The 12,502-nt window shown below is 37.7% G+C and carries 13 protein-coding genes; 2 read left to right on the forward strand and 11 right to left on the reverse strand.

Annotated features, from left to right (window positions below; translation table 11 throughout):
• The 9 genes from BCG07_RS14560 to BCG07_RS14600 form a co-directional block, all read right to left on the reverse strand.
• A partial coding sequence (locus BCG07_RS14560; RefSeq protein ID WP_286890741.1) for a transposase occupies positions 1-244 on the reverse strand: 244 nt, incomplete at its 3' end.
• A gap of 47 nt (positions 245-291) precedes the next feature.
• Positions 292-858: a restriction endonuclease subunit S gene (locus BCG07_RS14565; RefSeq protein ID WP_286890744.1), complete on the reverse strand. Its 567-nt coding sequence runs from the start codon at positions 856-858 to the stop codon at positions 292-294.
• The gene (locus tag BCG07_RS14570) at positions 848-2,485 is read right to left on the reverse strand and encodes a type I restriction-modification system subunit M (RefSeq protein ID WP_286890747.1); all 1,638 of its coding nucleotides are present in this window, start codon (positions 2,483-2,485) and stop codon (positions 848-850) included. Before BCG07_RS14570 ends, BCG07_RS14565 begins: the two co-directional genes overlap by 11 nt.
• Before the next feature lie 209 nt (positions 2,486-2,694).
• A complete protein-coding gene (locus tag BCG07_RS14575; RefSeq protein WP_286890750.1) occupies positions 2,695-4,665 on the reverse strand; it encodes a nuclease-related domain-containing DEAD/DEAH box helicase in 1,971 nt (656 codons plus the stop codon).
• A gap of 13 nt (positions 4,666-4,678) precedes the next feature.
• A complete protein-coding gene (locus BCG07_RS14580) occupies positions 4,679-5,248 on the reverse strand; it encodes a hypothetical protein (protein WP_286890752.1) in 570 nt (189 codons plus the stop codon).
• On the reverse strand, positions 5,245-6,471 hold the full coding sequence (locus BCG07_RS14585; RefSeq protein WP_286890754.1) for an ankyrin repeat domain-containing protein: 1,227 nt from the start codon (positions 6,469-6,471) through the stop codon (positions 5,245-5,247). Before BCG07_RS14585 ends, BCG07_RS14580 begins: the two co-directional genes overlap by 4 nt.
• 15 nt (positions 6,472-6,486) lie before the next feature.
• A complete protein-coding gene (locus BCG07_RS14590; RefSeq protein ID WP_286890756.1) occupies positions 6,487-7,416 on the reverse strand; it encodes a COG2958 family protein in 930 nt (309 codons plus the stop codon).
• Between the two features lie 599 nt (positions 7,417-8,015).
• Positions 8,016-8,204, reverse strand: a complete 189-nt coding sequence (locus BCG07_RS14595) for a hypothetical protein (RefSeq protein WP_286890759.1) — start codon at positions 8,202-8,204, stop codon at positions 8,016-8,018.
• A gap of 457 nt (positions 8,205-8,661) precedes the next feature.
• Positions 8,662-8,847, reverse strand: a complete 186-nt coding sequence (locus BCG07_RS14600; RefSeq protein WP_286890762.1) for a hypothetical protein — start codon at positions 8,845-8,847, stop codon at positions 8,662-8,664.
• Positions 8,848-9,158: 311 nt separating this feature from the next.
• On the opposite strand from BCG07_RS14600, the gene BCG07_RS14605 reads away from it, so the two are divergent.
• Together BCG07_RS14605 and BCG07_RS14610 are read left to right on the forward strand one after the other, a co-directional pair.
• Positions 9,159-9,992 (forward strand): AAA family ATPase, encoded by an 834-nt coding sequence (locus BCG07_RS14605; RefSeq protein WP_286890764.1) that lies wholly within the window; start codon positions 9,159-9,161, stop codon positions 9,990-9,992.
• Between the two features lie 61 nt (positions 9,993-10,053).
• A complete protein-coding gene (locus BCG07_RS14610) occupies positions 10,054-10,908 on the forward strand; it encodes a hypothetical protein (RefSeq protein WP_286890766.1) in 855 nt (284 codons plus the stop codon).
• Between the two features lie 59 nt (positions 10,909-10,967).
• On the opposite strand, the gene BCG07_RS14615 is transcribed toward BCG07_RS14610, so the two are convergent.
• Both BCG07_RS14615 and BCG07_RS14620 read right to left on the reverse strand, forming a co-directional pair.
• Positions 10,968-11,201, reverse strand: a complete 234-nt coding sequence (locus BCG07_RS14615) for a hypothetical protein (RefSeq protein WP_286890767.1) — start codon at positions 11,199-11,201, stop codon at positions 10,968-10,970.
• A gap of 737 nt (positions 11,202-11,938) precedes the next feature.
• Entirely contained in the window at positions 11,939-12,331 is a 393-nt protein-coding gene (locus BCG07_RS14620; RefSeq protein WP_286890768.1) for a hypothetical protein, read from the reverse strand.
• Positions 12,332-12,502: the final 171 nt, after the last annotated feature.

The raw sequence follows: 12,502 nt of genomic DNA on the forward strand, positions 1-12,502 counted from the left end.
GCTCTTTATTCTCGCGCTCTAAGACGGCAAGGCGTTCTTCAGTTGATTGCGTATTAGAAGAGGGTTTAGACGGTTGAGCTTGAGATTTCTTGACCCATGCTCTAAGTGTTTCTGGGGTACATCCCAGTTTATCTGAAATCGATACTAGCGCAGCCCAAAGAGAAGGGTATTCATGCTGTTGTGTGGTAACAAGCCTAATTGCACGTTCACGAAATTCTGATGTATAGCGATTTGATTTTTTCATAGTTCCAGTTTCTCAAGTTATTGAGTCTCTGGCAAACACGGGGCGATTCACTGCGCCATCTGTTCTAAGGTTTGGTTGGTTTGTTGATTCAATTCTATTTTAGATTCTAAGGAATCTAAAATAGAAGCAATAACTCGTTGCGTCTTTTTGCAGTCTGGGTATTTGAACTTAATATCACCAACCAAGTGCCTAGATAGTTCAGTTTGACCTGTAGAACCTTCACCAAGAGCTTCAAAAGTTGGTTGGTTATATTTCATAACCCACCCGAAAAATGATTTTTCAATGTTAGAATCTGCTAATCGAGCAATTGTGACATGTGAGTCAACTGTTGTAGTGCTATCAAGTACTTTAATTTGCGCGACACGCCCTAACGTACCAACGCCAGTAGAGTTTATTAAAACATCATATAGTTGTAGCTTTCTATCTTCTGGTATTTTCTTTTTTTCAATGTCGTTTAGTCGAGAGTTTTGCAAGCTAACTTTATAATCCCTTATGCACCTTTGATTTAAAACAGGTACACCTTGTTCACTGTCTTCAGTATATTTAGGTGAAATACCTCGTTTAATTAAGGAACAGCAATCAACTAGTTTAACCTCATTCCAATTACTCCCCATAACCCAACGCCTCCAAGTTTTTACGGATGGCTTTATCAAGCTCATCGCTTTGGCTCATTTGGCTATAAAGCGTTTGGCTAAGCTCGCTCATTTTGGTTTCGAACGGAATACCATCGTCTGCAATATCAGCAGCACCGACATATCGCCCTGGGGTCAATACGTAGTCGTTAGCTTTTATATCGGCAAGGGTGGCTGATTTACAGTAACCGGCAACATCTTCATATTCTTGCTCTTTGTTTGCGCTTTCTGGCTCGATACTATCAGTGGCAAGCTCTTCGCCGCGCCAAATATGGTAGGTTTCGGTTATTTTTGCTATGTCGTCGTTGGTGAGTTCTTTTAGTGTACGGTTAACCATAGAGCCCATTTCGCGGGCGTCTATAAATAGCGTTTCGCCTTGGCGGTCGCGGCGTTTTAGTATGCCTTTTTCGTTATTACCGCGTTTGTCTTTACTTATAAACCACAAACACACCGGAATTTGCGTGGTGTAAAACAACTGCCCTGGTAGGGCAATCATACAATCGACTAAATCGTTTTCGATTATTTTTTGGCGAATATCGCCCTCGCCACTAGTGTTTGAACTCATTGAGCCATTTGCCAGCACAAAGCCAGCGGTGCCATGCTCGCTAAGCTTTGAGATCATATGCATGATCCACGCATAGTTAGCATTACCGGTAGGCGGTGTTGGGTAACCTGCCCAACGGGCATCGTCGACTAGTTCATTATCGGCGCGCCACTGTTTTTGGTTAAACGGTGGGTTTGCCATAATGTAATCGGCTTTTAGGTCGGGGTGTTGGTCTTTAAAAAAGGTATCGCCTGCTATATCGCCTAAGTTGCCCGAAATACCGCGCACGGCTAGGTTCATTTTAGCCAGTTTATAGGTGGTGTTGGTGTACTCTTGCCCATAAATAGACACATTTTTTTGATTACCGTTGTGGCTATTAATAAACTTAAGCGATTGCACAAACATACCGCCCGAGCCACAACATGGATCGTAAATTTTACCTTCGAACGGTTCGATCATATCGGCTATTAGAGTAACAATTGATTTTGGCGTATAGAACTCACCCCCGCCTTTACCTTCAGATGCAGCAAATTTACCTAAAAAATATTCGTAAACACGGCCAACTAAGTCTTCTTCTGTTTTTTCGTTTTGGTTGGCAATGGTGTCGATATTATTAATGGTATCGATTAATGCAGAGAGCTTACTGGCATCAAGCCCTAAGCGTGAAAAGTAGTTGTCGGGCAATGCGCCCGCGAGTGATTTATTGTTTTTTTCAACCGCGTGTAGTGCCGTATCTATTTTAACGGCAATATCGCCTTGCTTAGCGTTGGCTTGAATATACGACCAGCGTGCATCTTCTGGTAGGTAAAACACGTTATCCATCGCGTAAAAGTCGACCATGTCGATGTATTCATCACCGTATTCGCAGGCAATGGCTTTTTTACGCCCTTCAAACTTGTCACTAATAAATTTAAGAAAGATTAAGCTTAAAACAATGTGCTTATATTCGGCTGATTCAACACTGCCGCGTAGTTTATTGGCGGCATCCCAAAGGGACTCTTCAAACCCGACTTGTGTTTTTTTTGCGGCTTTTTTTGTTGCAGGCTTTTTTGATGCAGCGTCCATGTGGTCTCTCTTTGCAAGAATATCAATATAAATTATTGGCTTATCATACCGCAAAGGTCGTGGTTTTTTGAGTTTTAATTAGTAATAAATTGGTATAGGAATATGGGTAAAGTAGTCAAAAACGTTAAAACTAGATAAGAAGGTGACTTGTAACCACCTTCTTATATTAAATGCTATTTAAATGTATACGCATTGAGAGGATTCACTGCTTATGTATTTTCGCCCATTTCGCTTTTAAAAAACTCAGAGAACTGACTTTGTTTACTTTTATCCAAAATAATGAGGTTTTCGACAGTTCTCGTTATTGAGGTATATACAATTTCAGCAGTGTCTTTTTCATCCATGAGGTAAAAAACTGTTTTTGACTCAAGCCCTTTATAGCTGTGCACTGTAGAAAGTTTAATTAAACCACTATTAGGATAAAAATGATTTTTTTTAGTACGCCGTGCTTGATCTAGTTCATTTTTAACGGCTGGAAATTGATACAAAAATTTTCTCAGCTGTTCTTCTGACATATTCTTAAGCTCTTCGAGGGTTAACATTGGATTATAGTGCCGCAGTAATTGATATAACTCTGAATACGTTTCAAACATGCAATGTGTTCTTTCTAACTCATTATACTTGTCAGCTATTTTTCTAACTAAATAAATACTAGATGAAAGTATGACCATATCATTAGGATTGATATTATATTGTTTTATATAGCTTTGGATTAATGTAAAAGCTTCGTCTTCCCAATTCAATGGACAAGCATGATATTTGAGTACTTCAAATCTAAACTCAGGCTGAACTTGAGCGATATCCATTAGTTCTGATTCTGTGTATTTTTCTAATAAATATTTGGTTTGGAATTTTTTAAATATTGGGTTTAACGACGATTGCAGTTCAGTTCTGTAAGAACGTTTTAACTTTTTCCAACTACCAAACCCCTGCGCAATAACCGCTGCTCTCTGTGGCTCTCGCTCGTATATATTTTGCGAATAATCACCAAATAGAACCATCTCACCATTTTCAGCTAAAAAGTTATCTCTTAAAATTTTAACCCATTCATTTTCAAAATCTTGCACTTCGTCTACCAATATTGTTTGGTAACGATCTAATTCTTTATCTTTGAATATGTCATGTTTATATAATTCCTCAAATCCATACTCGTCTATAAGCCTGCTAATATCTTCAGCTAAAACATTTAATTGGGAATTAAAAAATTGATGGTAGTTTGTTACTGCAAAACTTTGCTCATCCCTTTGACCTAAAATATCGCTTATTTTATCTTTAATCAGGTTTTTTAAAGTAATATTAAAAGTAATAATAAGCACCCTTTCGTGATGCCTATTATAAGCATTAACAGCGCGGCTAGCCATTACGGTTGTTTTTCCGCACCCTGCAACCCCCATAATTTTTGACTGGCCGTTTTCACTAACTATTAATTTTTTCTGTTTTTCATCAAATGGAATTTTTTTGCCTTGCTTTAGTACATGCTCACTTGGCATTAAACGCCTTTTTAAATCATCGTAAACGCGGTCATCAAAAAGTGTATGTGGTTTAAAACCATTAATTTTATTTAGTAAACCTGCAAGTTTATCTTTTGTATAGGCTATTGACTTATCCCTAGAAAGATTTTTCTTAATTCTTGAAAATCCTTCAGCTCTACGATTGTACGTATCAAAATTAATATTACCGAGTTTAAGGTTTTGCGTTAGTTCACTCAGTTTTGCTTTTACGAGATGTTCTGCATGTCGGTAAAGTCCATCAAGATCATTTTTATCAGCTTTATGCATATACACTAAAGGAACGACTAGATTAAAGAAGTTTCTATTCTCTAATTTTGCTAATCCAAGAACCGGTAAATGTAACTGGTATAGATTTTTTTTATACATAAATGCTTGTGCTTGCGGAGAAGATATTCGCGATTTTCCTTGCCCACTTTTAACAGCCCATTTGTTTGTTCCATCAATACTATAATTAACTAAATCATAGTCTTTTACTTCAATGACAAAAATAGCTACATGCTTTCTTAAAATAATGAAGTCAGGCTTATCGCCGTCTAAGAACGGGTTAAAAAATACTTCATAAGTGTCATCTAACTCTGTAACTAGATAATTTAAAAGATATAACTCGCCTTCTGTAGGTTTGACTTTTAAACGCGATATATTTTCAAGTGAAGGGTAAACCTTAGCCATACTGAATCACCTACTAAAATGGTAAACCAAATAAAAGTCCAATTGGGGAAATCGGAAATGCAACATCAGTAATTACTTCGGCCAGCGCTTCTGCAGAGGCTTCTGTTATAACTTCTACCGAGTGTTCTGTTACCACCTCACCTGAAAGCACTTGCGAAACAGAATTTTCTAGAGCTGTATTTGACATACCTGAGTTGATCACTACTCCCAGATCAAAACTATTAGCTACCTCACTGGTAGTTACTATTGGAATATCTGGATAGGCAGCCAATGTATCGTTTATATAGCTCAAGCTATCTGTTGCTTTAAGCTGAAGTTCTGCTGCAATATCGTCATCGTCCATTAAAGTAATATCGGATATTGGGTGGTTAGTCTCTTCAAATAGCATGGCATTGATGCCCTGTCGATTTAGAAGTTCAGTAACTTCCTGTTCAAAAACAATGCCTTTTATATTACTAATATGCCCTGTCATTGCGCCAGGGTCTAGGTTGTCAAAATAGGATAGAATATCGGAATTACTAGAACTATTTAACTGGGTGTAGCCACGCCTAACAGCCTCAAATACATCTTCTTGAGCGATCACTGCTGCCTAACTCCTTTTAGTAATTCAACTATTTGCTTATAGCTAGATTCTAACATTGGGTGTACCAAATGCCCTTTTACTTCCTGGTACTTCCCATGCTTAGGAGCATTTGATTTTGCTATATATTGTGCGGTTAATCCTTTTTCTGTTTCAAATTCAGTGTTTGCTCCAAGTTTTAATAGTTTACTGACTGACTCTAAATATCCATTACTGGCAGCAAGCATTAATGGCGACCAACCTCGATCAGTTCTAATATCAACACTTGCGCCATTTTGGTGTAGTAATTCAATAGTATCAACTTGATTATATAAAGCCGCTTGGTAAATTGCAGTGCGACCTTTTGTACTTTTCAGATTTACATCTGCGCCATTCTCAATGAATAGTTTAATGCATTTATTTAGGCCATTTTCAGCAAGTAAAGCTAACGCAGTTAACGAAGCTCTATTTCTGGCATTGGTGTTAGCGCCTGCAGTGATAAGGGCCTCTATTATTTCTACATCACCTTTACCTATAGCCATAATGACTAGAGGTTCAGCTTCTTCATTTTCAACGTCAGGATTTACTCCATCATCAAGTAACTGAAAAACTATGTCCCTTTGGCCATTTTTATAAGCTAAAATTAACGCCGCCTCAGAAAACTTAGCACTGAATACCGCTCCAGCCCTAAATAGCATGCTTACGACTTCAGTTCGCTGCTTAAAAAATGCCCCTGTTACAGCATTCCAACCATCGTTATTGCATATACTAACTGACGCGCCATGCTTTAATAGAAAATCAACGGCTTTTACTCGGCCTTTAATTGAAGCCCAAATAAGAGGAGTCCAGCCTGTGCTATTTCTGATGTTGACCTCTGCACCACACTTAATCATTAATTCTGCTAAATCAAAATACTCATTTTCCAAACATAACAATAAAGCACTACTCATTTGTTTAGGTCGATAGTTTGGGTTAGCACCTTTTTTAAGAAGAGCCTCCGCTATATCTAAATAACCAAGGTCGATACTTAGCCTCAGGGGATTGTGCTCTGAGTGATTTAAATGAAAGTGGGTGTTATGCACCAATTCTTTAGCTATATCTAAAAATCCATTTTCTAAAGCTAATTCAAATACTGTTTTGTTATGCTCATCAAAAACAATATTTATTAGTTCAGGTTGCTGATTCAAAATGGCTTTCAGTGATGACTTATCACCAATTTCTACTGCATTTAATAGTTGCTCTTCCAAAGCTGCCCATCCTTTTTATTTGTTCCATGCACTTTTAATTAATCGACCGGTTTGGTTATAAATACCTACTTGCTCAATATAATGATGAAAATCGCTATTTTGCGCGACGATTCGGTTGGCTGACTGCCAATCAACATTCGTTCTCTCTTGTGCTGGGATAAGTATTTGACTATCAAATAACGACTCAGTATCAAGTATCAGAACACCAATACCGTGTAAGCTTGATAGCATTTGCAACTCGCTTTCTACATCACAGTTTAAACCAGTAGCTACTAAATAACCAAAGTTAGCCCAGCTAGAGTTTGAAACCGCCTGAAAAAAGTATTTACGTATATTGCCTTTTGTAAGGTGTTTTTTGACTTCGAATGACCAAAGCCTTACCGAACTATGATTACCACTGCGAACGCAACTACGTACAACTTCATCCCAACTTTGATCTAGTGGCTCTAGGGCTACTATGTCTGGATGTAACCAGTGGTTACCACCACTGCCATGAGAGTTTGCTGATTTCCGTTCGTCTATTCGCTGACAATATAAATTGAGGTCTTTACTTAAATACTCGATGAGCAGAGGGTAAAGCTCATGCTCGGTAAAACTCTGGGATATTAATGGTGTATCAACCTCAGGGTCATCTATTTCCTCTGATTCATCTTTAATAATCGTAGTGCTAGGGGTTGTATCCCAATAATAAATTCTTGGCCTTGGTTTATCCCGCGTTGCTACGTTTACACAGACTTTTTTAGCTGTTCGTGTTCTTTGCCCGCCGACTTCAGCAGCCAACTGTGCGATTAGCTTTTCTTCAGTATCATAACGAGGGTTAGTTTTTTTTTCGGCAATCTCTTGCGGATATCTTAATATAAATTCGGTTGCCAAATCACGAGCTGTAAACTTTTTCTCTGGGTTAGCTTTAAGCGTTTCAATGATCATTTCTACGCGAGTTGTCATTAGATAGCTCCAACCATTTTTTTGTCTAATTCTGCTTTATATTTCTGACAAATGTTTGAAGGACTAATATTACTAAAATTATTAAGAGAAATTTGAATATGAGGAGGTGAATTAGTGATTTGCATTTTAAAGCTCCTTTTTATAATGCTATGAAGGACACATTAACATAAACAGGGGCTTATCCAATATTTAAACTATACTAAAATAAGCTTTTTCTAACTTATAAGTTAGAAAAATATTTAGTAAGAGTAAGTATAGAGAAATCAGATCACCGGATAACAAACTAAAAGAGTGAGATAAAAAAGCGCCCTAATAAAATCAGGACGCTTTGCGTTTAGGACAAATAAACAGGTTTTATACAAATTTAAATAACAAATATTTGAGCATGATTTTCATACTACGCTTATTACTTTGGCAATATTGCTCATTGTTGATTATGCCAATAGCCATCTTGGTACAGAATAAGGTCAGCGTAATAAACCACGCAAAATTTTGAGTCGATTGGTACTGTAAAAACAGTAACCCTGAGCCACTAAAAGCAATAGTCGAATAGATAATTTCTATTCGATAACCACGGATAGCTTTTAAGATTTTGAGCATTAAAAGCCGTCATCAAATGCATCAAAATAATCGTCTTCTATTGACCCTTCTATTTCGTGCACTGTCATTACTCTGTCTGGCTGGCCTATAACATTGCCACCAACATCTACGATATTAGCGCTCGCATTTGTGATAGGTAATCCTGTTGAGGGATTAATAGCAATATCATTAGCGTCATTATTTTTCATTTTTTAACCTTATTAATCATTAGTTTCTACTTTCAAATTTAATGATTTCGTGATAAAAATCAAACTTGTTTGACTGCGCAGCTCAGCAACAAAAAGTTTGAGTTAAGTTACTCGCCCTTCCCTTACTCCACCTAATTTTTATTAAGGAAAAATCCTTTCCTCTTTATCTAAAAAGTTCATTAATAAGTTTAATTTTAAGGCTATTTTTGTCTGAAAGACGTTATTAAAACGCATTTTTCGCACGAAAAAATGAAAAAAGAGCGTCTCAGAATGAGACCAATAGCTCGCGTAATACATTGGAGGCGAAGCCGGAAATGTGTGGAGTCGCGCGAATGTACAGCTGGTCTGTACCAACCGCGATAGTGTTTCGCATCAGCGAAATTCGATTAAAATTTTGCAAAAATTGATATCGAACCATCTATTTTCGTAGGAAATTACAGCAGATGAAAAATGCAAATTATGGGGCACCCATTGCATTGTCAGGCGCGGCAGTATGGCGGTTGGTACAGAGCGTAGCGAGGTGCATTCGCGCTGGGTCTACAACGCTAGCGCGATAGCGCGTTGAGTCAGCTCGTTGCGGAGCAACACCAGAGCTGGCGTGCGTTTTAGGCCCTATGGTTGAGTAGCGAAGCGACGAGGCCATCCGCTGAAAGCGGCTTTTCTCAATGGTTTCATCCCTCGTTTCATTAAAAGAGCAAACGCACAACGTCTTGCAATGAATACCGTAATATTTTTGCCTAATTGAAATAAAGAATAACCTATAAAGTAAAGCCTCCTCTTAAAGAGGAGGCTTTACTTTATAGGTTTAATTCACACAAATTTTCTACGTTTAAAAACACGCTTAATAAAAATAAAAAATAAATTGGATAATTTTACATAAAACGCAATTAGTTCGTTTTCCGACATCCTATTTAGAAATTCCGAAATATCGCAACCTCATAGGAGTTTATAAATATGAATGACCAAAAACATACCCAACAATTTTCACAAAACAGTGAACCAACTAACACACCTAATCCATTACACCAATTAAGAAAAGCCGATAGCGTGCTTAGTATTGTTCAGGCTGACATTCCTCAACCATGCATCATTGTACCTTCGATATTAACTGCCGGAGAGGCTACACTGCTTGCTGCCGGAGCTGGCTCTGGAAAAACCTATATTTCTCAGTATATCGCTGCGTGTGTTGCTGCTGGCACTACTAGTTTTGGTAATGAGCCGTGCGAAGCTAAAAAAGTTTTGTATATTGATGCTGAATTAGGCCTGCATCAGATACAAACACGTTTTGGCAATATTTTTAACGCGATAAGCGCTGGGCCTGGTGACCCATTTTTTAGAGTAATTCATAGAAAAAGTATTCCAGGAGGAATACCTGACCTTGCAACACCTGACGGTTTTGATGCACTCGCCAGTGATATTGAATGGGCCGATGTAGTGATTTTCGATAACCTATCCGCACTGTATACATCCGCAGAGGAGCTCAATCAAAACGACTGGAACTACTACAACAAATGCATTGACGCATTGCGAAACGAAGGAAAGGCAATTTTGATACTTCACCACACAGATAAAACAGGCAAAAACTACCGAGGCCATACTGAAATTGCGCGTGCTGTTGATAACGTGCTCATCGCAACAAAAGATTTAAAAGCCAGCACCAATTCAGTGACTGTGGTTGATATAGCGCAGTCTAAATCACGTAACGGCGCCAGTAGTGAAAAACTTATGAGTATCGCGTTTGGTGATATATATAACGATGGGCGATTTTTGATGATTCGCGCTAAATAAGCGAGCAATTTTGCATGCTCGGGAGTTATATAAATTATGACTCCTGATTTAGTGAACACGAATGCAAAACGATAACGACTATACTCACCAATACGCCCGCTATTTTGATATTAACATGCGATATAACGTAGGTGCTAACAACTATCAAAAGGGTGTAAACCGTACTGCTCTAACAGTCCTTATTGCGGTTAGGTTTTCTATTGTCGCGCCAGTGATTATTCGCTGGCTGTATAATATTAGTCAACCTCAAGCGCTTGCCCATTTAAATAAGTTAGTGGGTGAAAAGCTGTTAACGATGGTCCCTACACATAGAAGCCCTGATGGGCGAGTTTATATTCCAACTTACTCAGGAGCTAAATATGCACAGGAGCAAACCAGCATTGACACTTACTTTCGCTCAAAATCAAACCCCGCACTGCAGGTTAACCACAACCACATAATGCACGACTTAATGAATGCATTTATTGCCCTGCGCGGATTACATAACCATACCTCAGATGGCGTTTACAGGCCGCTATGGACAGGATTTTTATCTGAGCCAGAATTTAAACGACTATATAACCAAAGCAGTGCGCGGATTGTAGACGGTATCGCCGTATTACCAGATAGAACCGTCGTTGCTATCGAGATTGAGAATTCATTTAAGAATAAAGCAGCGCGACAAACAATTTTACTCAAGTACCTGACTTCACTTAAAGCGGGCCATTACCAACAAGTATTTATATTTTCACAATCTATGCAAATATTTGATGATGTAAAAAGATTACACACCCAGTTAATGACAGAGCTCCCAAAGCGGATAAATAAGAAGACCCAACAGCCATTTATGACTCACGAAGACGCTGAGTTACTACAATCTGCGATTGTGTATCGCACAAAATTTTGTGATGAAATTACAGCGCTGTTTTATTCCTAAGTCGAAATATAAACGTGAAACAATATGATTACCTCATAAAAAAAGCATCGTTTGATGCTTTAGTGTTTTTTATTGCGGCTACAATACAGCGCAATTGTTTTAAATGTTAAATGCCCTATATAGCAAGCCGCTACTGTAAGCGTATAAGATTGAGTAGTAGATAATATTAAATAGGTTTTATTTATTAGCCCATTATAGTAAAGCCAACCGAAGGCAATAAATATAAAGCCAAACATACTAAATACTTCTGCTATAGCGTTAGCGATAAACTCAATCCATTTCTTCTTCGTCATAGCTATTGTCCTTTTTGTCCTTGTCACTTTATATAAGTACATAGCAGAAGATTTATTAGCCTTTTACCTTGCTTTAAAAATCAATAACAAAAATAAAAGAGAGCGAACTTAGTTCGCTCTCTTTGTTATTTTGTCAGGTTACATTATGCGATTAAGACAACGCATTCGTGCCCTACCGCCAGGTCAATCGCTATATTGCCCTCCCCCTGCACAACCATCTACTCAGCAGATAGCATGACGAGGCTCATTTGATGTGCAGTGAATCACCTATTAGCTCTTCAGATTATGTAGCTTGTATAGCGACAAGCTGAGTGCAATTTTTTGGGGTAATGGATATGCAGGTATGTTTATGGCTTTACATTAATAATTACATTCGCTGCAAGGGAATTACAAAGCGTACCCAGTAGTTCACTTAGAGTTTGTATATTTTCAATATGTTTCAAGGCGCTACTTTTCTATTGTGCTAATGCAACTTTCTAAAAGATAAATTTAATCTTCGCTAATATTTTCTTTATTGATATAAGAAATAATATCCGTGCTTGCAAAGTACACGTCAAACATTATTATTAATAATAACTATAGTCGGAGAGTAATGATGACTGAATTTTTAATGATGATTTTTCCAGCGATAGTCCTCACTATTGGCTTTGCATATATAGTGGTAAAGGATAATAAAAAAATGCAGTTAAAGACTCAGATTGAAGTATAAAAAAGCGAGCCTACAGGCTCGCTAGAGTTTATGAGCTTTCAATTAGCCGTAACCAACTGTCTTCTGCAGCTGCAAAATACTCATTGGGTTTTAGCATAAACAGTTGCTCAAATTCTGCAGAAAATAAATTGCAGAAGTTCGTTATATCTTCAATATGTATGAGTAAAAAGGCATACATTTCAATACCCTCCAAATACCGCTCTGAGAACTCAGGATTAGCAGCTAATAACTGTTGAGAAATACTAATACCCAGCACACTCCCCACGCTATCTCGGTGTAAATAAATGTAATTGGTGAAACCTATTTCTAGTGTTTGCTTATCAATAACATCAGCTAATAGTAAAATGGTGGAAGCATCTTCCCACGGTGATTTACTAGCGCGTACATATTGGCGTATAAACGGTGATTTTTGTTCTTTCATGATTTTTCCTAGTTAATTTGTCCTAAAGCTAACTAGGCATAAGTCAGGAGAAAAATTGAAAGGTAATAGATAAACGACTTAAATTTGCAAAACACCTCAAAAACATTAAGGTTAAGTTACTATTTCAAATAATGAGGGTTAGAAATGAGTGATTTTATATGGTTATTACCA

It is taken from the genome of Pseudoalteromonas sp. ESRF-bin5 (assembly GCF_002632075.1).
GTDB classification, from domain to species: domain Bacteria; phylum Pseudomonadota; class Gammaproteobacteria; order Enterobacterales; family Alteromonadaceae; genus Pseudoalteromonas; species Pseudoalteromonas marina.

Coding starts and splice junctions, on each gene's coding strand:
- BCG07_RS14610 (WP_286890766.1), top strand. CDS start 10,054: ATGCAAAACGATAACGACTATACTCACCAATACGCCCGCTATTTTGAT.
- BCG07_RS14575 (WP_286890750.1), bottom strand. CDS start 4,665: ATGGCTAAGGTTTACCCTTCACTTGAAAATATATCGCGTTTAAAAGTC.
- BCG07_RS14600 (WP_286890762.1), bottom strand. CDS start 8,847: ATGGCCTCGTCGCTTCGCTACTCAACCATAGGGCCTAAAACGCACGCC.
- BCG07_RS14605 (WP_286890764.1), top strand. CDS start 9,159: ATGAATGACCAAAAACATACCCAACAATTTTCACAAAACAGTGAACCA.
- BCG07_RS14615 (WP_286890767.1), bottom strand. CDS start 11,201: ATGACGAAGAAGAAATGGATTGAGTTTATCGCTAACGCTATAGCAGAA.
- BCG07_RS14620 (WP_286890768.1), bottom strand. CDS start 12,331: ATGAAAGAACAAAAATCACCGTTTATACGCCAATATGTACGCGCTAGT.
- BCG07_RS14590 (WP_286890756.1), bottom strand. CDS start 7,416: ATGACAACTCGCGTAGAAATGATCATTGAAACGCTTAAAGCTAACCCA.
- BCG07_RS14570 (WP_286890747.1), bottom strand. CDS start 2,485: ATGGACGCTGCATCAAAAAAGCCTGCAACAAAAAAAGCCGCAAAAAAA.
- BCG07_RS14565 (WP_286890744.1), bottom strand. CDS start 858: ATGGGGAGTAATTGGAATGAGGTTAAACTAGTTGATTGCTGTTCCTTA.
- BCG07_RS14595 (WP_286890759.1), bottom strand. CDS start 8,204: ATGAAAAATAATGACGCTAATGATATTGCTATTAATCCCTCAACAGGA.